The organism is Flavobacterium sp. HJJ, assembly GCF_015351475.1.
GTDB lineage: Bacteria > Bacteroidota > Bacteroidia > Flavobacteriales > Flavobacteriaceae > Flavobacterium > Flavobacterium marginilacus.
The window spans coordinates 23,499-48,540 of record NZ_JADKPR010000023.1 but is presented as its reverse complement, the minus strand read 5'-3'; the positions used below and the strand labels follow the sequence as shown (position 1 = coordinate 48,540).

General features: G+C 36.2%; 16 protein-coding genes. 7 read left to right on the top strand and 9 right to left on the bottom strand.

Features of this window, described 5'->3' with window-relative positions; all coding sequences use genetic code 11:
- Window positions 1-134: 134 nt before the first annotated feature.
- From IRZ80_RS16450 to IRZ80_RS16410, 9 genes are all read right to left on the bottom strand, one after another.
- Window positions 135-1,643, bottom strand: a complete 1,509-nt coding sequence (locus IRZ80_RS16450) for a cellulase family glycosylhydrolase (protein ID WP_194642669.1) — start codon at window positions 1,641-1,643, stop codon at window positions 135-137.
- A gap of 194 nt (window positions 1,644-1,837) precedes the next feature.
- Entirely contained in the window at window positions 1,838-4,066 is a 2,229-nt protein-coding gene (locus IRZ80_RS16445) for a glycoside hydrolase family 3 C-terminal domain-containing protein (protein WP_194642668.1), read from the bottom strand.
- Window positions 4,067-4,115: 49 nt separating this feature from the next.
- A complete protein-coding gene (locus tag IRZ80_RS16440) occupies window positions 4,116-5,696 on the bottom strand; it encodes a GH39 family glycosyl hydrolase (RefSeq protein ID WP_194642667.1) in 1,581 nt (526 codons plus the stop codon).
- A 111-nt stretch (window positions 5,697-5,807) separates the two neighbouring features.
- On the bottom strand, window positions 5,808-7,817 hold the full coding sequence (locus IRZ80_RS16435) for a glycoside hydrolase family 97 protein (RefSeq protein ID WP_194642666.1): 2,010 nt from the start codon (window positions 7,815-7,817) through the stop codon (window positions 5,808-5,810).
- Between the two features lie 87 nt (window positions 7,818-7,904).
- A complete protein-coding gene (locus tag IRZ80_RS16430; protein WP_194642665.1) occupies window positions 7,905-10,304 on the bottom strand; it encodes an alpha-xylosidase in 2,400 nt (799 codons plus the stop codon).
- A 30-nt stretch (window positions 10,305-10,334) separates the two neighbouring features.
- On the bottom strand, window positions 10,335-12,815 hold the full coding sequence (locus tag IRZ80_RS16425) for a glycoside hydrolase family 2 TIM barrel-domain containing protein (RefSeq protein WP_194642664.1): 2,481 nt from the start codon (window positions 12,813-12,815) through the stop codon (window positions 10,335-10,337).
- A gap of 113 nt (window positions 12,816-12,928) precedes the next feature.
- The gene (locus IRZ80_RS16420; protein WP_194642663.1) at window positions 12,929-14,347 is read right to left on the bottom strand and encodes a hypothetical protein; all 1,419 of its coding nucleotides are present in this window, start codon (window positions 14,345-14,347) and stop codon (window positions 12,929-12,931) included.
- Between the two features lie 22 nt (window positions 14,348-14,369).
- Window positions 14,370-15,944, bottom strand: a complete 1,575-nt coding sequence (locus IRZ80_RS16415; protein WP_194642662.1) for a RagB/SusD family nutrient uptake outer membrane protein — start codon at window positions 15,942-15,944, stop codon at window positions 14,370-14,372.
- Between the two features lie 11 nt (window positions 15,945-15,955).
- On the bottom strand, window positions 15,956-19,093 hold the full coding sequence (locus IRZ80_RS16410) for a SusC/RagA family TonB-linked outer membrane protein (protein ID WP_194642661.1): 3,138 nt from the start codon (window positions 19,091-19,093) through the stop codon (window positions 15,956-15,958).
- A 755-nt stretch (window positions 19,094-19,848) separates the two neighbouring features.
- Here IRZ80_RS16410 and IRZ80_RS16405 point away from each other — a divergent pair.
- The 7 genes from IRZ80_RS16405 (at window position 19,849) to IRZ80_RS16375 (ending at window position 24,907) form a co-directional block, all read left to right on the top strand.
- A complete protein-coding gene (locus IRZ80_RS16405) occupies window positions 19,849-20,568 on the top strand; it encodes an NUDIX hydrolase (protein ID WP_194642660.1) in 720 nt (239 codons plus the stop codon).
- A 55-nt stretch (window positions 20,569-20,623) separates the two neighbouring features.
- Entirely contained in the window at window positions 20,624-21,328 is a 705-nt protein-coding gene (locus IRZ80_RS16400; protein WP_194642659.1) for an NUDIX hydrolase, read from the top strand.
- A gap of 86 nt (window positions 21,329-21,414) precedes the next feature.
- The gene (locus tag IRZ80_RS16395; RefSeq protein WP_194642658.1) at window positions 21,415-22,689 is read left to right on the top strand and encodes a Y-family DNA polymerase; all 1,275 of its coding nucleotides are present in this window, start codon (window positions 21,415-21,417) and stop codon (window positions 22,687-22,689) included.
- Complete coding sequence (locus IRZ80_RS16390) at window positions 22,680-23,120, top strand: LexA family protein (protein WP_194642657.1); 441 nt, start codon at window positions 22,680-22,682, stop codon at window positions 23,118-23,120. The genes IRZ80_RS16395 and IRZ80_RS16390 overlap by 10 nt, the downstream gene beginning before the upstream one ends.
- Window positions 23,121-23,302: 182 nt before the next feature.
- A complete protein-coding gene (locus IRZ80_RS16385; RefSeq protein ID WP_194642656.1) occupies window positions 23,303-24,103 on the top strand; it encodes a polysaccharide deacetylase family protein in 801 nt (266 codons plus the stop codon).
- A 111-nt stretch (window positions 24,104-24,214) separates the two neighbouring features.
- Complete coding sequence (locus IRZ80_RS16380) at window positions 24,215-24,484, top strand: hypothetical protein (protein ID WP_194642655.1); 270 nt, start codon at window positions 24,215-24,217, stop codon at window positions 24,482-24,484.
- 75 nt (window positions 24,485-24,559) lie between these two features.
- A complete protein-coding gene (locus IRZ80_RS16375; RefSeq protein ID WP_194642654.1) occupies window positions 24,560-24,907 on the top strand; it encodes a hypothetical protein in 348 nt (115 codons plus the stop codon).
- Window positions 24,908-25,042: the final 135 nt, after the last annotated feature.

Below are 25,042 nucleotides of genomic sequence, written 5' to 3'. Positions count from 1 at the left end.
AAAATGTTAGTCATTTAACTTTGTTCTATAAATATACAAATGACCAAGTTATAAAAATATTTCGGGACGATTATTTAAAACAAAAATGCTCTAAATAATAATCCCGAAACTAATTTAATCTATCTTCATTTAATTTATTTTAATCCATCAAGTAACCCCGTTAATGCCTGCTGATCATAAACCGTATTGGTGCTTCTGTCAAATAAAGACATAGTATTTACACCTAAATTTCCAGCATCCCAGTAAAAAGGTATCATACCATTGGCTCTTGCCTGTTTTACAACATATTTAAAAAAGGCCGCTCTTGATTTTAAATGCAATGTTAATGCATCTCCTGTTAGATCACGTCTTATTGCGCCAAATTCGCCTAAAACCACAGGAATTCCTTTGTCTACAAATTGTGTTTTCATAGAAAGGAAAAACTTATCTACGTCAGCTTCTTCACCCCAAGTAGGATTGTGTGCAGTATCGGTAGTGGAATGATTTCCTACTCCCCAATAGTAAAACATTTTGCCCCAATCAGCGTCTTTGTCCATAAGAGTAAATTGATAAGGGTAGAAGTGAACCTCAGCCATCATTCGGTTTGCAACCTTGTCCGTAGGTAAAGTTGTCATCAATTTATTTGTTTTATCGATATCTGTTGATGGTCCCTGAATGATTAAGTTACGATATGCGTTTTTACCACCTGTAGATCGAACAGCATCAATAAATGTTTGATGATACGATTTTAAAACTGCCATCTGGGTAGCATCTTCAACATTAGGTTCGTTTGCACAAGCAAAAAGCAAGTGCTCATCAAAACCGCGTAAATAGGTCGCAATCTGTTCCCAAAATGCTTTTTGTTTAGCATTATTTGCTTCTTTTTTATCTTCGGTACAATTTTTTTCTAACCAGCCGCCATCCCAGTGAATGTTAACTATAACATACATATCATTATCCACACAGTATTGCACTACTTCTTTTACTCTTGCTAACCATGCTGCACTGATTTGTGCAGTTGTACTATTAGCATACTGATTCCAAGAGCAAGGAATCCTGATAGCATTAAAGCCATTTGCTTTAACCAGATCAATCAGTGCTTTAGTAACTTTTGGATTTCCCCAGGCGGTTTCACTTCCAGGTGTCGCCTCCAATGTATTTCCAATATTCCAGCCTAATTTCATTTTGGCAGCCAGCTGCGCAGCAGTACTTCCCATTCCTACAGCATCATCAGCAATCGGGTTAGTATTATAACTAGGATATAAACCAGTAACAACGATAGTTCCTCCAGCTTGTGAAATTGAAATCTGAATTGAGGCAGATTCACTAGAACTTATAGTTACTGTAGCAGTTCTTGCAGCTACAGCTGTATTTTCTAACGCTGTAATTGTTACTAAACTGGTCCCTTTTGTTCCAGAACTTTTACTCAACTGAATCCAACTGACATTTGAAGCAATTGTCCATGTCTTAGCATCAGTAGTAACAGTTACACTCGCAGCATTTTCTTTAGCTTCAAAATCTATCTTAGAAACATCTGCGGTAAGTGTTTTCGTTTCTTCTTTTGGTGCTGCAGCAACAGTATCATTGGAACTGCAGGCCATAACACTTAAAAAAGCGAAACAAAGAAAGAAAAGAATTCCATGTCTTTTAATTTTGTTATTCATAATAGTATTGATTTTTGGTTGGTTTAATAGCTGCTATTATTTTATTATGATTATCCTTAACTAATACCAAACAGATCGAATTAGCTGCAGATTAAAAAGATTTACACAGATTTTTAAAAAAATAGTAATGAAATCTGTGAGAATCTGCGCAATCAGTGCGAAAAAAAACATGGTATTATTTGCGGACAGTCATATTATTTTATAACAATATCAATTTTGTTTTTAATATCTCGGGAAGAATTTCCAATATTCAAAGTATATTTTCCTGGCTCTACGATCCATTTTTTGCTCTCGGCGCTATAATATGCTAATTCTTTTACAGGAACCTGAATTGTTACAACTGCAGATTTTCCGACACCAACAAATACTTTTTGAAATCCTTTTAACTCTTGAGCAGCGCGGTCGATTTTTGAATCTGCTTTAGAAACATACAATTGTACTACTTCTTTACCATCTGCTTTTCCTGTGTTCTTAACCGTTACTGAAACTGTGATTGTTTCATTATCAGCATAAGATTCTTTATCTGCTTTTGCATCACTGAAAGCAAAAGTAGTATATGATAATCCGTATCCGAAAGGATATAAAGGTTCAACGTTTTTAGTATCAAACCATCTGTATCCTACCAAAATTCCTTCTTTATATTCAACCGCTTTATCGCCGGGGAAACTATTAGTAGCGTGAGCAGGAGAATCCATTAATTTCTTGGGCATTGTCCAAGGTAATTTCCCTGAAGGATTTACTTTTCCTAACAATACATCGGCCAATGCGTTTCCTCCTTCAGAACCATTGAACCAGCTCCAGACTAATGCATTTGTTTTTTTGCTTAAATCATTAATTTCAAAAGGAGCTCCAGCAATTAAAACCACTATCGTTCTTGGATTTACTTCCAATACTTTTTTAATTAATTCTTCTTGGCCAAATGGTAAATTTAATGTTCGACGATCTGAAGATTCTGTTTCATAATCGCGGTTTGAACCTGCAAAAACAACAGCTACATCTGAGTTTTTAGCCGCTTCTATTGCTTCCTGCAGTTTGGCTGGATCTAATTGATCGATTGTAACTGGACCTGTAGAAGTTATATTTCCTAAGTTTCCAGCATTTTTTTTATCATAACGCTCCAAATATCCTTCTGCATAATTAATTTTAATAGAAGCTGGGAGTCTGTTTTTTAATCCTTCTAGAGGAGTGATTTCTCTTTTTGTTTTTACACCAGCTCCAAATCCTCCCAAAGCATTTTTCTTCGCTGCATTATTACCAATAACTGCAATAGATTTTACGCCGTCTAATTTTATAGGCAGTGCGTTATTTTCGTTTTTCAAAAGTACTATCGCTTCTGAAGCAATTTTATAGGCATCCTGATAATGTGCTTCGGTAGCAATACTTCCTGTGGCACGTTTTTTTCCGCCCATTGCTTTTACCTGATACAAAGTATGCAGAATACGTCTTACATGTTTGTCAATTTCTTTTTCTGAAATTTCACCTTTTTGGGCTGCTGCAATTAATTTGTCAGCCAGGAAAAATTCGTTAAACTTTTTTGGAGTTCCCATTTCGACATCCAATCCATTCTCCAAAGATTTTACAGTAGAATGCACTGCAGCCCAATCAGACACCACAATACCTTTAAAGTTCCATTCGTCACGTAAAATTTTATTTAGCATATAATCATTCTCACATAAATATTCACCTCTGAATTTATTATAAGCTCCCATAATACTATACGCTTTTGCTTCTCTAACAGACGCTTCAAAAGCAGGCAGATAGATTTCGCGGAGCGCACGCTCATCAATCTGCACATCAACAAAATCACGGTTCGTTTCCTGATTATTAGCAGCAAAATGTTTTACGCAGGCCATAACATCATTATCCTGCAGACCAACAATTAAAGGCACAGCCATCTTTTTGTTCAAAAATGGGTCTTCACTCATATATTCATACGTTCTGCCCCCAAGCGGTGTTCTGACGATATTAATAGCTGGTGAAAGCAGCATATCCTTATCTCTGGCACGCATTTCCTGTCCTAAGCTATTCCCGAAAGTATATCCCATTTCTGTATTCCAAGTAGCAGATAATGCGCCGCCCGCTGGATAATAAGTCGCAAAATCGTTTGTTAATCCCGCTGGAGACCAGTTATCACGGGAAATTTCTTCACGTACTCCAAGCGGTCCATCTGCCATTTTTAATTCTGGAATTCCCAAGCGTTTTACTCCTCCGGAAGTAAACATACTGTTACCATGCAGCATTCCTATTTTTTCTTCCAGAGTCATTTGAGAAATCAGCTTCTCAATAGCGGCATCATTCTCGTTTGTTATCTCTTTTCCAACATAAGTATTCTGCTGTTTTTTAGATTTCACTGCCTGTGCACTGCCGTCAGCAAATGCCAGAATAGACACAGCTATGGCAGCATATTTTATTTTATTCTTCATTTTTATTCGGAATTATTATGATTAATTATTGGTTTAAATTTTCAAGTAACTATTGCTTAACAAAACTGAAAAAGACAACATCATTCTCATTTATCTTATAACTTCTGCTGTACTTTCCTGTAGCATCAATGATCACTTTTTCAGTTGCAATTGGCAGACCGCTGTTCTTCTGCTTAATTGATTTTACTTGTTCAAGAGTTAGCTGGCTTGGTCTTCCCATCGCAAAATAATCAGTGTAAGCATCATTGACTTTATAACCCACTTTATAAATCTCCAGATTATATTTTCCTTTCTGTAAGCCTTCCACTTCAATCTTAACCTCCCCTTTTGATTTTGATGGTAAATCTTTTATATAATAGGCTTGATTATTCACATCCTTTTCAGGAAGTGTATAAGTGAAATCCCAAAATAAAAGCTGTACATCGCCCTTAGCATTTTTAGTTGCCCAAGAGGAAGTGTCACTGTTTTTTAGCTCAGTCTCTCCTAATTTGTTCATTAGAAAATAAGAGAAATAAGCTGGTTTTTTAATTCCCTGCGTGTTCAATAATCCAAAGCCTCCGTGAAAAGGCGTGAATCTTGGGCCCGGTTCTTCAAAAATATCGGTAAAAACCCAATACGACATTGAATTTGGAGCATTGCCTGATTGTTTTAATTTTTTAAGAATATAAGCCGCCGAATGGTAGCTGTCATGAATTGGATCGGCAGGAGTGTAAGACGTACTCCATTCGGTATAATGGAGTTCGAGATTAGGTTTCACAGAAGCTGCAATTTGTTTTCTAGAATTAATAACATCACCGCTCACGCTCCCCTCGTCCTTATTTAAAACAGTACCTGTAGAACCGTATTCATCCAAATATCCTTGGCTTACACCATAGGTATGTGTCGAAATAAAATCAATTGGTACATTATTTTTAGCGCAAAAATCAATGGTTTCCGGAACCCAGCCAGCGCCTGCAGTTGCGGGACCGCCAACTTTGTAAGCAGGGTCTACACTTTTGACAGCTTTTGCAGCATACTCATATAATTTGAAATAATCCTGCTGCGTTCCTGTCCAAAATCCTGGCGAAAGATTCGGCTCATTCCAAACTTCAAAATACCAGGTTTTTACTTCAGCAGCTCCGTAGCGCTGAGTAAAATGCTGTGTCAGGTTTTTAATTAAATCACCCCATTTAGTATAATCTTTTGGCGGAGTAACATTCCCTTTCCACCAAAAAATAGTTTCTTTTCCGCTCGCTAATGCTGACGGCATAAAACCCAATTCCACAAAAGGTTTCATTTTAATACTCAAAAGAAAATCGAATAAAACATCAACATACTGGTAGTTGTATTCGGGATTTCCTTTGCTGTCCTCACGATACACTGCCATATCATCTGTCAGTAAACCATGCATACGAATGTATTTAAAATCACATTCCTTTTTGGCCATAGCCAGCTGCTGCTGCCAATCGGCACGCAAGCCCTCATTGGCACGGCCTGCACCAATACATTCTTTGAACATGGTGTTCATTTTCCCGGTAACATTATTATAATTTACTTTTATAATTCTGTTATCGGAACTGCTGTTTTGTCCAAACAAATTGAAATTGATTGAATTAATGAAAACCAGTACTGTTATTAAAATTCTTTTCATAAAATATGTTTGAAATTAAACCATTGAATTGTGATTTTTTTACTGTGAAAATTGTTGCTGTTATTGTTGTAGAGATGCACTGCAGTACATCTTTACAACAAAATATCCAGACTATAATTTTTTGAATCTAACTGCTGTTCCTCCGGCTCCTCCTAAATGTAATTTTAGTTTATCTGAAGCTTTAACGGTTTTCTTCGAAATCGCAATTGCAGATGGATTATGTGTCTCATCAGTACCTTCGGCATCAGCATAAATCTGAGCTTCGTAAGTCGCGTTTTTATCTAAAAATGACAATGAAACTTCAACATCACGTGCTTTTTCATTTGTGATAGTTCCTAAATACCAATCAGCACTGTTTCTGTCTTTACGGACAGTAGTAATGTATTCTCCAATTTTTCCTTCCAGTACTTTTGTATCTTCCCAGTCAGTTGGGACATCTTTTAAGAACTGTAAAGCTGGTTTGCCTTCGTAATTTTCAGGAAGATCGGCCATCATTTGAATTGGAGCATAAATGGTTATATACAATGCCAGCTGCTGTGCTGCAGTACCGTGAACTCTTTTTCCAGGATAACCTTGCTTCACCTCAACATCAAAAATCCCCGGCGTAAAATCCATTGGTCCGGAAAGCAGTCTCGTAAAAGGAATAATAGTTAAATGACTTGGAGGGTTTCCTTCGCTCCAAGCATTGTACTCCTGCCCTCTCGCTGCTTCTCTCGAAACCATATTTGGAAAAGTACGGCGTTCTCCTGTGTCTTTTATTGACTCATGATACAATACTGCCAAGTCATATGTTGCTGCTTTCTCTAAAATATATCTGAAATAATTCACTCCAAATTGACCGAAATGATTTTCTTTCATATTTAATTTAGACCCCACGTGTCCAATTTTCACAGAGTGCATTCCTAATCTTTTGTACAAAGCAAAAGCATCGTCCACTTCTTTTAAGTAATTAATCAGGTTTGAACCAGTTTCGTGGTAACCAATTAACGCAACGCCTTTTTTATTTCCATACTCCACAACTTTTTCTAAATCAAAATTGTCTGCACTTTTTGTGAAACTGAACATGTGCATTTTGTTTTCATACCAAGCCGGTGTCCAGCCTTTGTTCCAGCCTTCAATCAGCAGATGATGAAAACCTTCTTTAGCTGTAAAATCCATATATTCTTCGGCACGTTTGGTTGTTGCGCCCTGAATTGGACTTTCCCAAAATGAATATTTCCCGATGTGCATTCCCCACCAGATTCCGAAATATTTGTATGGTTTAAAATAATCTACTTTACCTAATTTATTTGGATCATTAAGATTCAGAATCAAATAAGAAGTGATTAAATCCCCTGGCTTTTCACCAATTTGAAGTGTTCTCCATGAAGACGTAAAAGCGTCTTTTACTCTTACTTTCACCCCATCAGCCCAAGGCACCAAATCAGATTTCAACTGTGTTCCTGTATTGTTTACCAAAGTCATGCTGGCAAAATCTTTTAGATTAGCTTCATGAAAACTTAAAGCCAGTCCGCTTTTGCTTTCAATAGTAAGCGGTGTAAGAACGGTATCAAGAGTGCTTACCGGTGCATCTTTAAAAAGGTATTCATCACGATTTTCTCTGTTAGCCGGAATCCACCATGCTTTTCCGTCGTCTTTCAGATTGAAAGTCGTTTTTTCATCCATGATAAAAATACTGTCATTCTTTTCTTGTTTTGGATATTCGTATCTAAAAGCAATACCATCATCATAGGCGCGAAACTGAATGTTCAGTCTTCGTTTTTCACTGCTCTTTTGCTGCAGCTGCACAACCATCTCATTATAGTGGTTTCTGATTTTTTTCTTTTCTCCCCATACTTGTTCCCAAGTTTCATCAAAAGAACTGTTTTTTACATCGATAACTTCAAAATTGGTACTGAAATCCTCATTTCCTTTTAGCGTAAAACCTAAATCAGACGGCTCAATTACTTGGATTTTGCCGTGTGAAACAGCATATTTTGGAGCTGTTTTATCAAGGCTGAACTTAATTTTGTTTATTCCTCCTGGAGAAGCCAGTTCATAAGATTTACTTTTTTGGGCCTGTGCAGTACCAACAACTGTTAGTGCTGTTAAAAATGCCGGAAGTATGATTTTTTTTAACATGGTATTATTTTTTAAATGTAATTTTTAAAATCGGGGGAAACCCTAACCTAACCCCCGATTTTCAATTTAAACAAAACTCAATCTAAATTATTTTACCCACTCCGTTTTGAAAGTGGTTTTTCTATTTAATGGATTTGATGCTGTTTCAAAATTGTTTCCTTTTTTGGAAACTGTGATAGTCTGTACTGCATCGCCATCTGGCAGGAACACTTTGGCTTCAGCCTCTTTTGTCACATCAGATGCATATACTTTTAAAATCAATTTGCTCCAGTCCATATCTTTGGTAGACTGAGCCAGTCCAATATGAGGAAGTGCTGTACCGTCTTTTACTAAAACTACGATTGGCACTTCGCCAGCCTGAATTTTATGCCATCCGCCCTGATATACTTTCTTAGTCTGATAATCAATCCATGTTCCAGGCGGAAGGTAAACGTCTCTTTCTGTAACCTCTTCAAAGAGCGGGGCCACCAAAATACTTGAGCCAAATAAATATTCATTATCTACTAACCAAGATCCTGGATCATTTGGATATTCAAGGAACAAAGCACGCATCATCGGCAGTCCTTTTTGAGAACTTTCTTTTGCCTGAGCGTAGATGTATGGCATTAACTCGTAACGCATGTTATCAGCTTTTCTGAAAGTTTCCAAAAAGTCTTTGCTGTATAACCAAGGCTCTCTTGGAGGTTCGCCGTGGCTTCTTACGTGTGAAGTAAACATTCCGAACGGAGCCCATCTTCTGTATAAATTCTCTGGAGATTTAGTAGCAAATCCTCCCACATCATGACTCCAGAAACTGAAACCGCTTAATCCCAATGAAAGCCCGCCTCTTAACTCAGCAGACATTGCTCCGTTGCTAGTTTCGGCATCACCGCCCCAATGCAATGGGTAACGCTGGCTTCCTGCCCAAGTACTTCTGGCCCAGATTAATGTATAGCCTTTTTCTTTTTGAGTAATTTCAGCAACCGCTTTGTTATAACGCAACGGGTATAAATTATGCTCATAAAAACCTGTACGACCCGAATGGTAAATTCCTTCCGGCGGTGCAGCTTCACCAAAATCAACTTTAAAAACGGAAACGCCCTGATCAAATAATTTTTTCAATTTTCCCTGATACCAAGTTATTGTTTCAGGATTTGAGAAATCCAGTACAGCATCTTCATACGGAAGATTCCCTTTGCGGTCTCTCACTGCCAGATTTTTGTCCATGATTTCATTGAACAAGGTGTTTTTTGGTGTGAAGTAAGGCAGCTGCCATAAACACACATGGTATCCGTCATCTTTCAAATCTGACATCATTTTTTGTGCGTCCGGGAAACGGGATTTTGCAAACTCATAATTGTTTCTCCAGTCTACATCAAACCAGCCTGTATCGAAGTGAATAACATCTGTCGGGATTTTATAGGCACGTAAATCTTTAGCAACCTGACGGCCTTCTTTTTCAGAGAAATAAGTAATACGGCTCATCCAGAAACCAAATGACCAAAGCGGCGGCATTGCAGCTTTTCCTGTTAAGTTGGTGTATTCGTCAAGAACTTCTTTTGGTTCTCCAATGAAGAAAAACAAATCGGCTTCATCATCACCAATATACATTTCATTGGCACTGCCGAAATATTTCCCAAAATCAACTGTGATTGGTGTTGAATGGTGCATGAAAACGCCATAACCACGGCTACTCATATAAAACGGAACAGGTTTGTACATCGTTTCGTTCTGAATACCATTGGCATCATCTGTCCATAAAACTACTTTTTGACCTCTTTTGTTAAATTGTGTGAAAGACTCTCCACAGCCAAATATTTTTTCGTCTGGTTCTAAGCTGAAAGCCGCTCCCATACTTCTGGAATAATCGCTGTTTCTACGTACAAACGAGAATGGCAGTGTTGGTGTATAGGTGTTTTTAAAATCAGAATCGTGAAGCGTGCTGGTAAGCAGTTTTCCTTTTTCGTCATAAATTTTGATATGCCATGGTTTTGACAAAATTTCCACAGAACCATGCTTGCTTGTGTATTTGTAACCGCCTTCTATTTTGGAAGATTTCCATAATTCCGGATGATTCGGAGCAACTCCGTTAATTAACATCAAGGATTCTTTCTCTGGATGAAACTGCGGTCCGGAAGTAGTTTTGATACGAATAGAACGATCAGACACAAACTGAATCTGGAAAGGAAGTTCAGGAGACACTTCGTACTCTGTAGTTGGGAATTCATTAGCAGGAACAACACCCGGCTTCATCATCATATTGTTAAAAGCCTGACGTGTCTGGTAATTGTAACGCAGATATTTTATAGTTCCTTTTCCTGTTGCAGGATCGAAACTGGCTAACTCATCAGCAAAATAAAAAGTGTTCAAATAATTCTGAAAATCTTTGCTGATATCTATTGGAGCGTTTAATACATCCGCATTCTGGATTTGTGCCGAAGCTTTTTGCGAAAGCAGTAAACCAAAGCCCATAAAAAGCGATAAGGAAGCTAACTGTATTTTCTTCATTGTGTTTATTTTTGGTTATTAGTTAAATATTTATTCTGCTGTAATTATAATTGTATTTTGTTTTAATCTGCCAGCCTGCGCTGTCAATTCTATTTTCCCTTTTGTAGTTCCTGACTGAACAACGACTAAACATTTTCCGTTAAGCGCTGTATGCTTTAAACCTTTGTACGATTCATGACTTACTGGATCACCGCTGCAGACTCCCACAATTTTTCCGTTTCCTTTTAATGAAAATTGTATTTCGTTATTTGCTTTTGGCGAAAGCACACCTTTTGCATCCAAAATATCTACCGTTATAAAAGACAAATCGTTTCCATCTGCTTTTATTGTACTTCTGTCGGCTGTTAATTTTAATTGAGAAGGATTTCCAGCGGTTTTTATTTCGGATTCTAAAACAGTTTTTCCGTTTTTGCGCGAAACGGCTTTTAAAGTTCCTGGCTGAAAAGGAATTCTCCACATTACATGAAGATCGTCTCCTTTTTTGCTTCTAATACCAACTGATTTTCCGTTTAAAAATAATTCTACCTCATCGGCATTATTGTAATACGCCCAAACATCAACAGTTTGTCCGGCTTTCCAGTTCCAGTGTGGTAAAAGGTGAAGAACTGTTTTGTTGGTCCATTCACTTTGGTACATATAATACACATCTTTTGGGAAACCAGCCAAATCCACAATCCCAAAATAAGAACTGATAGACGGCCACTCATAAGGAGTTGGCTCACCAATATAATCGAAGCCTGTCCAAATGTACATTCCGGCAAGGAAATCGTATTTTTTCATCACTTTCCAAGTCGCTTCGTGAGTAGAACCCCATGGTGCCTGAACCTGATCGTATGCAGATACTGTATTATCTGGATTTCCATCGGTAAATTTAAGATCCCATCTTACCGGCCATTTCTTAACCACATCCGAAACGGCATCATAATAACCTCGCGTTTCTAGAGCCGAAGTAGTTTCGGTTGCAATAAACGGAGTATTTGGAAAATTTTTTTGATGGTGCTCAAAAGTCTGGTGAGCATAGTTGTAACCGATAATATCCAAAGCTCCCGAAGTGGCTAATTTATTGAAATAAGTATCGTTTTTTTCAAACTGAAGTGTTACCTCATCAATTTTCATATTAACGGCAGGATTCATTCCAGCAGTTACTAATCGTGTGGTATCCAGTTTTTTTACGATTCCAGTTAATTCTTTGGCAATGATCGGACCTTCATCACTCCATTGTTCTGGGATTTCGTTACCGATACTCCACATAAATATACTTGGATGATTTCGGTCACGAAGGATTTGATCCTGTAAATCCCTAACATGCCATTTATCCCAGTCTAGGCTGTAATCGTATTTGGTCTTGCCTTTTTTCCACATATCAAAAGCTTCGTCCATAACAATGAACCCCATTTTGTCACAAAGATCCAAAAGCTCTGGTGCAGGAGGATTGTGAGACGTTCTGATTCCGTTAACACCCATTCCTTTCAGAATTTCCAATTGGCGTTCAATGGCTCTGGTATTAACCGCAGAACCCAATGGACCTAAATCATGGTGCATGCAGACACCTTTAATCTTAACTTGTTTTCCGTTTAAAAGAAAACCTTTGTTAAGATCAAATTTGAAATATCTGATTCCGAAACTGGTTTTGTATTCGTCAGCAATCTTGTTATCTATGGTGATTGTTGTAACTGCAGTGTACAGTTCCGGTTTTGCGTCAGACCATAAAATAGGATTATTAACGATTAAGTATTGATTGAGAACCTGATCTGTATTTGCAGCAATGGTTATATTTTGGGTAACCGAAGTTACTTTAGTGTCTTCTTTAAAAATAGCAGTTGTTACTATCGCATTTTTGGAAACTGAATTTTGATTTTTAACTGCAGTTTCAATATTTACCGAAGCTTTATCGGCAGTAACTTTTGGAGTGGTAATATACGTTCCCCATTGTCCAACATGTAATTTATCAGTTGTTTCCAACCATACGTTTCTAAATATTCCTGAACCGGAATACCAGCGTGAATTGGGTTGTTTTGAATTATCAACCTTAACAATAATTTCGTTGTTTTTATCTCCATAATTCAAATAAGGAGACATGTCATATTGAAAACCAATATATCCATTTGGGCGTTTTCCTAAATAATGCCCGTTAATCCAGACTTCGCTGTTTTTATATACCCCATCAAAAACAATTGACGTGATTTTTTCTTTATTTTCTAAAGCAACTTTAAATGTTTTTTTATACCATCCCAATCCTCCGTTAAGAGCGCCTCCGCCATATCCGGCAGGACTTTTTTCATCAAATTTACCTTCAATACTCCAATCATGAGGAACATTTAAGGTTCTCCATTTTGTTGAAGCTGCAATCGTATCATTATCAATAATACTATCATTCAAATGAAAACTCCAATCTGAATTAAACGCAATTTTTCTGGAATTGAAGCCAGCTTCATTTCCATTACATGACACTGCTAGAATTATTATTCCCAGCAGGGCTAAAGTTTGTATAAAACTGCTTAAATATTTCATTAGATAAATTATAATATTTTTAAAGTAATATAAATGTACCGATAAGTAAATCAAAATATTACCTATCGATACATTTAATTATTATTCAAAAAGTGTTTTTATCACACTCTTAATTATAGAGAACTTAAAACAAAATGGAAAACCATATATTCACTCTTGTTTGGATCTCTTTTTCCAAACCAGATATCGGTAACAACATTGCCTGTTTTTGCAGTTTTTACAATTTTCCACTGATTTTTATCTGTTGTAGAAACGGATGCCCAAGAATTTCCAATTGGAAATGAAGGAGTTATACCTGCAAAAGTGATAATATTTGTTCCGTCAGTACTTGTAGTGTAAGTTCCTGAGGCAGTAGTACCATTACTTGTTATCGTTTTTACAGTGCCATTACTAGAAAATGAAATTTTATTTTTTACAACAGTAACCTGATCAGCTGCTGTGAAAGCTGCCCAATCCGGATAATCTGCAACTGAATTCCAGTTGTTTAAGAAAGCTCCATCTAAACTTGTCCAATTGAAAGGAGTGTCTTTGCTTAACGCCCATGTTTTAGTAGTTGTAGTTGTAGTCGATAATAAATCACCTACTGTACCTCCATTTAAATCAATACTTGGATTTGGATCTGCAACAGCAGTTGGCACCCAATTGTCACTATACTCTTTTGATATAAAGTTGTAAACCAATGTTGCTGCTCCATCACAGCTGCCTTTTCTTAAAACACCAACTTGTAATGTGTTTGCAGTGATAGACATAATTTTCATTGATTTCCAGTTATCAACACAGTTCTCATATTCATTGCTATGCAAAATAGTCGCACCAGAAGTAGTTATAATTTTTTTATCAGCGTCTAAAAAGTACGTCCCTGATTCTTTACCATAACTTGGGCTCATTTTATGATCTGTTGTCAAAAATGGACCTCCATTTAAACTAAATGTCATAGTTCCATAATCGCCTTTGGCTGCAATCCATTGATTCCCTTTCCATTCTGGACTCCAATTCCAGCAATCAGTACCGTAACATCCTTTATCGCCTCCTTCTAACCATGCATTATCGGTACCGTAAAAGAACATAGGTCCTGCAAAAAATTTCGAAACTCCATTTGCATCTAAATCCAAAACCCATGTTTTAGATTTTCCAACCCCGCCCGAAAGTAAATTCCAAAGAGGATCGTTTACATAATTTAAGTTATCCTTAGTAACAGTAATTGTTACTGGATCTAATTCTACTATACCACCGCCAGTAACTGCAGTAATTTTTATCGTATAATTACCTTTAAAAGCATATTTTACGGTTTCATTAGCTTTGTTTGATTTCCCCGTAACATAGTCCCAGGTAAGTACAACACCTGGGGTAGTATTTTTCAGAATTACAGTATTTCCGCCTGGATCCGCTGCTAAATCCTGAGTAATATCAAAATGTATATCCGATTTATCAGTAATACCATCTAATGAATACGTATCCGGTGAACAAGATGGCACTAATACTAGTACCATTAACATCAAAAATGATGTAATTAATAATTTAGTCTTTTTCATTTTTTTAAATTTTTAGTTAAAATTACCAACCAGCATTTTGCTTTAAAACTCCACCAGATAACGTGATTTGTGTATTAGGAATTTGCTGCAGTCCTTTTGTAGCTTGGATTTTGGCAGCCGAAATCGTTTTTGTACCAGCAACTCCTCCGCTTAGCAAGGTTGTAGTTTCTGCAATAGCTGAAGAAGCTGTACCGATCCCCTGGCGCAATAAATCATAATATCTAATACCTTCAAGAGCAAATTCTAAATGTCTTTCTTTTAAAATATTATCTTTATTTACAGGCAGAGATACAAAACTGGCTTTATAAGCTCTTTGTCTTACTTGGTCAAAATAAGACTGAGCGCTTCCGCTTCCTAATTCAGCAGCCATCAGCAAAACATCAGCATATCTCATTACAGTATAATCCTGGAATTGACTGATTTCCCAAAACGCACTTCCCATTGCAATAGGAAGTTCAATTCCTTTATCATTAATCATTGGGCAATATTTTTTGTTGTAATATCCAGTATACTCCCTTTGATTGTTTATTTTGTCAAACGCAATGTTTTCTTCTTTAATTCCAATTACAGTTGCACCACGTCTTGTATCGTTGGCATTATAAGTATTCCATAATTTCGAATTTACAGTAACGCCCCATCCGTGTGCATAAGGAAAAGATGAAAACTCTCTCATTCCAAACATTACTAACCAGCTGTTACCATCAGTATTTCCGTTATAATCACTAGTATATGTATATTTTATAGAAAACACATTTTCTTTATTACTTTCTCCTGCATACTTAACTCCTGAAGCTGCTGGCCATAAAGTAGAAAAATCATCAACCAAGCCATGACCGCTAGAGGCAATAACATCTTCTAAATGTCCTAAAGCCTGAGCTTTAGTTACAACGCCAGCTAAGTCAGCTTTTCCATAATATCCTGTATAATATAAAAATACTCTGCCTAATAAAGATTTTGCGGCCCATCTTGTAGCATGTCCGCTAACTGTTGCACTGTATGCTACTGCAGGCAAATTATTTGAAGCGAATGTTAAATCTTCAGCAATAACTTTATAAACCTCATCTGGATTTGCCTGTGGAATATTTTCAGATGAAGCAACCGTTAATAATGGAATATTGCCCCATACACGTACCATTTCAAAATAAAGATAAGCTCGGATAAATTTAGTTTCGGATTCGTAAGTGTTTCTCAAAGCTGTATTTCCTTTCCAGTCAATCTGATCCATTTTAGTTAAGAAAATATTACAACGGTAAATTGCTTTATAATAAGCAATCCAGTTACCATTAAGTAAATCTACGTCAGAAGGTGATCGAGAAGGATCAAACTCATCTATAAGTGCATAATTGTATCCATCTGAAGCACCAGTTCCTCCAAAACAATCATCAGACATCACTTCACTCAAAACCGGAATACCAACACCACTAGCCCCTGTCGCTACTTGCAATCCATCATAACAGCCTACTAATGCTGAATTAGCATCGTCTGTAGTTTTGTAAAAATTTGTATCTGTTTGTCCTATTATAGGTTCTGTTTCTAAACTGCAAGAACTTAGACACAATAAACTCAAACAGAAAATATATAAATATGTATTTTTCATTATTTTATTTATTAAAGTTTAATATTTAATCCCATCATGAATGTTCTTGGTCTTGGGTAGTATCCTACATCAACCCCCGAAGAAAATTTTTGATCATCATTTGAAGAACCAAATCCAATTTCAGGATCCATACCGTTATACTTTGTAAAAGTGTAAAGATTTAATGCTGAAAAGTAAAGTCTGAACTGGCTTGCAAAAAATCGTTTTGACTTATTCATTTTTGCAAAATCATATCCTATTGTAACTGTACTAATTCTCAAGAAATCACCATCATGAACATACAAATCTGAAAAATCTGTGAAATTTCTATTATCTTCCGTAACTCTTGGCATTGTATTAGAAGAACCTTCACCATGCCAACGGCTCAATATTTCTGATGTGTAATTACCATAAGCACCCGATTGATTTCTATACGATTGTACAATTTGGTTTCCTGCTACACCATTTGCCATCGCAGTAAAATCAAAAGCTTTATAACTAGCAGACAAAGTGAAACCAAAAGTAAAATCTGGATTAGGTTTTCCTATTTCTGTTTTATCATCAGCACTAATTTTATCATCTCCGTTGGTATTTACCTTAATAAGATCACCTGGAGCTGCGTTAGGCTGCAGAACTACCCCATTTGCTGATTTGTAGTTATTAATTTGTTCTTGAGTTTGAAAAACACCTCCTGTTTTATATCCCCAGAAATAACCTAATGGATGTCCGTTTTCTGCTCTGTAGAATTCACCTGCATTATCATAAAGCTCATTACTTAATCCGTGGATAATCCCGCCTTCAGCTGGTATTTGACCCACTTTATTTTCATTATATGCGCCATTGGCACTAACACTATAATTAAATTCTCCAATTTTATTCTGATATTGTAATGACAACTCTAAACCTTTATTAACTACATCACCGCCATTTTTATACGATGGGTCTGCCCCGTCTATCGCTTTTGAAGGTGCTAAAATTATCCAATCTTTATTAGTTTTTTGGTATGCATCAAATGTAACACTTAAGGCATTGTTTAAAAATTTAGCATCAAAGCCTAAATCTATCTGTTCTGAAGTTTCCCATTTCAAGTAAGGGTTTGCCAATCTATTAGGATAAGCTCCCGGTGTAAGAACCCCCTCAGTATTACCAAAAGTATAGTTGGTATGATCTGTTTTTATTGGTGACAGATATTGGAATGATCTTGCATTTTGATTCCCAACCTGTCCCCAGCTTGCTCTCAATTTAAGAAAGTTTATCGCTTTCGAATCTTTCAAGAATTCTTCATTAGACATAACCCATCCTGCAGATACCGATGGAAAATAACCCCATTGATTTTCTGTAGAAAAAATAGAAGATCCATCCATTCTAAATGTTGCATTAATCAAATAGGTTTCATTAAAATCATAATTTAATCTTCCATAATAAGACATTCTTTTCGTCTCACTTTTTTGACCATTAAATGATATTTTAGACCCATCTTTGTTAGTCGTATTATCTAACCAGGCATGATCTAAATCGCTAAAAACCCCATCGGCATTTGTAGTCCCCATTGAAGTTCCATCGTAATTTATATACGATGTCCCTAACATTGTTTCAAAATGATGATTTTCTGCAACATTAAACTTATACGTTGCTAAATTGTCCCAAGTAAGGGTTTTTCCCTTATTCATGCTTTGAGAAACTTTATCAAATTTGCTAAATGCATAAATTGACAATTGATATTCTGGAGAATACGAATGACTTTCACCTGCATAATAATCAAGACCTAGAGTTGTTTTAAATGTTAAATTTTTTATTGGCTCAATTTGCAGATAAACATTCCCTAATAATTTTTGATTATTGCTTTCGTTTTGATTATTGTAAGTCATCATTGCATAAGGATTTGCAACTCCATTTAACCAAAGCTCACTACTATTTGTCTTTGAAGTATCAAAATAATTTCCGTCTGCATCATACATTGGTAATAACGGAGTAGTTTGAAAAGCACTTCTCAAAGAGTTATTATACTGATTACCAACACCAATACCATTTTTATCAATATAAGCAAAACTTAAATTTTCGCCTAAAGTAACAACGTCTTTATATAATTTATGCTCTGAGTTGAATCTAAAATTATAACGCTTGTAGTTTGATAAATCAGCTCCTCCAACAACTCCTTCTTGTCCCAAATAAGACAATGAAGTAGAATAAACTGAACTGTCTGAACCTCCTGAAGCACCAAATGCATAATTTTGAGTAGCAGCATTATCAACCAGCATTTTATCCATCCAGTTTGTTCCGCTTCCTAATGCAGCAATTTGAGCATTAGTAAAATAAGGAGGCCTACCTGAATTTACAGCAGCTTCATTTAAAATAGCAGCATACTCTGTTGCATCCAATAAATCTACTTTTCTAGCTACAGACTGAACACCATAATATTGATCAAAAGTAATTTTACCAGCAGAACCGCGTTTTCCTTTCTTTGTAGTTACCAAAACAACTCCATTAGAAGCTTGAGAACCATAAATAGCTGCAGAAGCAGCATCTTTTAAAACAGAAATAGATTCAATATCTGAATTACTTAAATAGGATATATCACCTGTAAGTATTCCATCTACAACATACAGAGGACTGCTTCCTCCTGTAGAACCAACACCTCTAATAACTACATTCAAACCCTCTCCAGGCTGTCCTGAAGTAGATGTAATCTGAAGTCCGGCTGCCTGTCCTTGCAGTGCCTGCAGTGCACTAGTAGTATTAGTTTTTGCAAGAGATTCGCCACTAACCTGAGTAACAGCGTTAGTTACCAATTTTTTCTTTTGTGAACCATAACCGATAACGACAACTTCTTTAAGATCTGCTACATCAGTCTGCAAAACAGCATTAATCATATTTTGCGTTCCTACAGTTATATGCTGGGTTTTATACCCCATAAAACTGATCGTCAATACATCACCAGTTTTTGCATCTAACTTAAATTTTCCATCAAAATCTGTTGATATTGATGTCTTTGTACCGTCAATTGTAATAGTTGCACCAGGAATTGGCATGTTGTCCCCTGTTGATTTTACAGTTCCGCTTACAGGTCTGGATTGCTCTTGTGCAAAACCAGACTGCATCGTAAATACAGCAAGCAACAGCGCCATGCAAAACTGGAACATTGTTGGTTTAATACAATAATTGCTTTTCATAATAATTAATAATTTGGTTAAATTGTTGTTAGTGTTTGTGTGTGTTCAAAAAATCTAATTAATGTGCATTCATAATAAGTTGGTTCAAATAATTCTTGTTTTTAATTTATTTGTTAGGGTCTCCATCTGCACGGACAACAGTTTCAGAATTTTACAAAGACATGCACTCTTTCAAAATCCAATTCCATCATTTCGTCAAATAGTCTTTAATACTTTTGGCATAGCTTTTTTGCAGACAGTAGTTCTTTAAAATATCGCCAGGAAAAAAATTTAAGATTCCAAATTGAAAACTGCTTTCTCGAGAATAATAATTTCTTTCTGCAGGTAACAAATCCAGATTATTTATGGCTGATTCCTATAACTGATACTTAAAAAACACATTTTCCTCTAAATTATATGCCCGACTTAATATTGTTTTCATTACTTTTGGTCAAATAAACCATAACGTTATGGTTAATTTGACTACAAGTGTACGGCGTATTTTTTATATTAACAAAATTTTGCGATTAAAAATTTGTTATTAACAAAAAAGACATTCAATAATTATTGATTTAATATACTTCGAGAGCTTTTTTTAACATCATTTACATTAACTTTGAACACAATTTATAGCTGATTATTAATTATTTAACAATTAATAAGCTCAAAAAGCAAAAAAACAATTTAACAAAGGCTCATAACTATTTCACAAAATATTTTACAGCAGGCAATACAGCTTTAAGAAAAATTTAATTTAGCACCAAATTCACAATGCAATGGGAGAGGAAAATAAGAATCAGGTTTCAATACAAATGACAGAGCATTCGTCTATGAATGCCATTTCTATTGACTGTGTTATATTTGGTTTTGACAACGGAATTTTAGAAGTACTCGTAGTACAGCACGGAGAAGGTATAAGTAAAGGAAAATGGGGACTGCCCGGCGGATGGATAAACAAAAAAGAGAGTACCGATGATGCCGCCCACAGACTATTAGCCGATCTGACCGGAATGGACAACATTTATCTTGAACAGCTAAAAGCTTTTGGAGAACCCGACCGTTTCCCAGTCAGAAGGGTTATTACAATAGGATATTATGCTTTGGTAAAAAGAGAAGATTATGATATTAAGGCAGGTTTTACCGCTTCGGATGCCAAATGGTATAAAATCAACGAAATACCCAAACTAATATATGATCATAATGAAATCCTAGATTACAGCATAAAAAATCTTCGCAACAGGGTACGCCAGGCACCAATAGGTTTTAATCTGCTCCCAGAAAAATTTACTTTACTGCAGCTTATGCATCTGTATGAAGAAATACTGGGCATAGAGATGGATAAATCTAATTTCCGCAGAAAGATTTTACACATGAAATTACTGGTCGCATTAGACGAAAAACAAAAAGACGTATCACACCGAGCCGCACAGCTGTATAAATTTGATTCCGAAATTTATGAAAAACTAACTCAAAAAGGATTTAATTTTGAATTTTAAACTTGCTTTTAAAACCAAAAAATAACATTTTTACATTCTAAAAAAACAGCCAAAATTGACAACTAAAGCACAGACAGAAATAAACAATACAGCAATTGAAGGAATCACAATTGACTGTGTTATATTTAGCTTTAACAAAGAAAGTCTTGAGGTGCTGCTGGTACAGCATGCCGAAGGAGAAAGTGTAGGTAAATGGGGGCTTCTTGGCGGATGGATGAAAACAGAAGAAAGTGCCGATGATGCCGCACAGCGGATATTGCATGAACTTACCAGCATGGATAACATCTATCTAGAGCAATTGAAAGCTTTTACCAACCCAAAACGTGTAATTGAACGAAGAGTTGTCACTATCGGTTACTACACTTTGATAAATCGTGAAGATTACAACATAACAGCCAGTTTGACGGTAAGAGAGGCCAAATGGCATAAAATCAAAGACATTCCTGATTTAATTTTCGATCACAATGAAATTCTGGATTTTAGTCTGATGCATCTGCAAAACAGGGTTCGTCAGGCTCCCATCGGTTTTAATCTCCTGCCCGAAAAATTTACGCTGCTGCAGTTAATGCATCTTTACGAAGAAATATTAGGCATCGAATTGGACAAATCGAATTTCCGCAGAAAGATTCTGCATATGAAATTGTTAGTTGCCTTAGATGAGAAACAAAAAGACGTTTCCCACAGAGCAGCAAAACTTTACAAATTTGACTCCGAAATTTACGAGAAACTTACACAGAAAGGCTTTAATTTTGAGTTTTAAAATTCTAGCCGAAAGACTTGTTAACAGTTCCAAAAATTTACTTTCCCAATCCAAAAGCATATCGCACTATTCCGTAATTTTGCGGTATGTATGCTTTAGTCGACTGCAATAATTTTTATGCTTCCTGCGAACGTGTTTTTCAGCCGAAATTCAACGGAAAACCTGTTGCGATATTATCCAACAATGACGGCTGCGTCATTTCCAGAAGCGAAGAAGCCAAAGAGGCCGGGATTCCAATGGGCGCACCAGCATTTAAAATTAAAGAATTGGTTAAAGAGAAAAATATTCAGTTATTTTCATCCAATTATCCGCTTTATGGTGATTTAAGCAATCGGGTAATGGCAATTTTGGAACAATTCACTCCAAATTTAGAAATCTACAGCATAGACGAAGCCTTCCTCAATTTTGACGGTTTAAATATTCCAGACTTTCACGATTATGGTCTCCAAATGAGAAACCGTGTTCAAAAATGGGTTGGAATTCCTACCTGTATTGGCTTTGCCGAAACCAAAGCTTTATCTAAAATCGCCAATAAGATTGCCAAAAAATTTCAGGACAGAACCAAAGGCGTTTATGTAATCGACAGCGAAGAAAAACGCATCAAAGCCTTGAAGTGGACCAAAATTGAAGATGTCTGGGGCATTGGCTACCGCACCATCAAGAAAGTCAAACTCCGTAAAATAAATACTGCTCTCGACTTTATCCAGCCACAGCACGAGGCCTGGATCAAGAAAGAAATGGGTGTTGTAGGTCTTCGTCTAAAATATGAACTGGAAGGAAAATCAGTATTAGATTTAGAGCCACTCAAAGAGCAAAAAAAGAGTATCGCAACAACCCGAAGCTTCCCGAAACAGATAGCCGACTTTGATTTACTCCGCGAGCGGCTGACCACTTTTGTCGCCGTCTCTGCCGAAAAACTACGCAGACAGCATTCCTGCTGTCACACTATCATCGTGATGCTAGTCGTCGACAAGCACTCTGTCAAAACATCCAAGTATTATTTTAATATGGCGGTGACATTGCCGTTTGCGACCAATTCAACCTTAACCATTTGCAATGCAGCCGTAGATATGCTAAAAAAACTGCACAAGGGAAATGAAGGGATCAAATTTAAAAAAGCAGGAGTTATCCTCACAGAATTAATCGATGAGAATCAAAAGCAGTATCAGTTATTTGAAGAAGAAAACCCAAAACATTTGGCTTTGATGAAAGTAATGGATCGGCTGAACCACAAAATTGGCGAAGCCAAAGTAAAATTGGCCACCCAAAACCTAAGACTAACCTGGAATATGAACCAGAATCATCTTTCACCCAAATACACCACAAGTTTCAAAGATATACTCGAGATACAATGTCTATAAAAAAACCACAAAAACTGACTTTCTTTCATCCAGATTTTGAAAGCAAAATCCAAATCCCGTATGTCAGCGAAGGGGTTTCTGCAGGTTTCCCGTCACCTGCCGCCGATTTTATGGAAACCAGTATCGATCTAAATAAAGAGTTGAGCGAAAATCCATTGGCAACGTTTTACATCAAAGTCAGCGGTAATTCAATGATTGATGCGGGAATAGATGACAAAGATGTCTTGGTTGTCGATCGAAGTCTGGAACCTCAAAACAATAAAATAGCGATTTGCTGCATCGATGGTGAATTTACAGTAAAACGCATTAAGACCGAAAAGGACTGTTTGTACCTCATGCCTGAAAATTCCAGTTACGAACCCATAAAAGTAACCGAAGAAAACCAGCTTATCATTTGGGGAATGGTGACTTATGTAATAAAGAAAGTGTAAATAATTTAACTGCAGGATTCGCAAAGCTTTCCGAACTCAGCGTAATTCTTTGCGTTCTTTTCAGTTCAACAAACTTACTGTCAGCACAAAAGGAAAATCTTCTTTTTGTTTTATAAAAAATTGTGGGTAAGTTTACAGAGCAATACACTATTAACTTTAAACCAACCACAATTTACTTACTCATGAAATTTAAAAACCTCCTTATTCTTCCCTTATTACTGCTGGTCAATAATTTATCATTTGCTCAAAAAGAAACCGCAGACTGGAACGGTAAAAAATGTGCCGTCGTGCTTACTTATGACGATGCCCTGAATATTCATCTCGACAAGGTAATTCCGGCGCTTAATTCATTTAGTTTCAAAGGCACTTTCTATCTTATCGCTTCGTCCCCTGTCGTGACCGGCAGAATGGAGGAATGGCGGACTGCTTCCAAAAAAGGACATGAATTGGGGAATCACACCTTATACCATCCCTGCGACGGCAGTTTACTCGGACGTGACTTTGTTACCAAAGACAATGATCTTTCCCGCTATACAGTTGCCAGAGCTGTAAAAGAAATAAAAACGGCAAACCAATTTCTGAAAGCTATTGACGGCAGATCGGAACGCACTTTTGCCTATCCGTGCGGTGATTTAAAAATTAATGACACACTTTATTATGATTATCTGAAAACTGATTTTACAGCCGCAAGGGGTGTACAGCAGGGATATCTTCCTGCCAAAACTGTTGATTTGTCCAATGTGAATTCATTTGTAGAAAACGGAACTACCGCAGCACAGATGATCACACAGATTGAAGAAGCCGAAAAGGCAGGATCCTTTATTGTTTTCTTATTTCATGGTGTCGGCGGTGAACATGCACTAAATATAAACTTGGAAGAACATCAAAAACTGCTTCTTTATCTTAAAAAAAGAGAAAAGGATATTTGGGTTACAACTATGGTGGATTTGGGTAAATATATTCAGAAACAGCAGGCTAATTAGTTAGCAGACTGGAATATTTCACAACATTTAAGTTTAAAAAACAGGAAGCTATGGAAGAAATAACTTTAGAAAAATCTCTTGATTTCTATCTAGAAACTTTAAGACATTTAGATGAAAAAACATCTTTCAAGTTCTGATGAAGATCTTAAAACAATAATATTGGAAGAGCTTGATGCAGATGCTCACACTTTTTTACATCATTTTACGGTTAACCGCTTAAGCGAAAACAATATTATCCCCAAAAGTGTTGAAAAAAACAGCTTAGAATTAAGGGAACTAATTAGAGAACTAATAGATACTAAATATAAAACAGATGAAATCCGTTTTGATGAAAATTGGAATAAAGCACGTGAAATAGCAAAAAAAAATAATCCAAATTGAATCGAAACATAAACCAAATTAATTTAATCCCAAACCCATTGTAATATCTTCATTAATTATCAAAATACAAATCAAATGAATAAACAATTGACTAACTGTAATTTTACTCTTTGGTTAGAATTTGAAGCAGTTAGCCCAAATGACTGGGACATTGAAAACGAGTTTTGCAATATTCAGGTTAATTTAGAAGATGGACGCCATTACGGATTAAATGTATGGACATACAAATATTTAGAGACTGCAATTAACGAAGACAAAAAAACAGGAGAAAATCTAAATGGATTATATCAAATACCTCCTGACTTGCTTGTACGGGAATTAACAAGAGAATGTATTGAACAGTCCATTAGAGATTTGCTCAAAATTGGCGACTTAGAAAAAATTTTGAATCCCAGCATATATGTCAATAGAAATGACAAATAGAAAACTCAAATAACAACTACGATAACGTATTTGAGCAATTATTTAATGAAAACTTAGTTTTGTATTTGAAAGATACATCCAAAAACATTCGAAAGCAGTAATCTTACAATACCCACAAAACCATTTTGCTTCAAA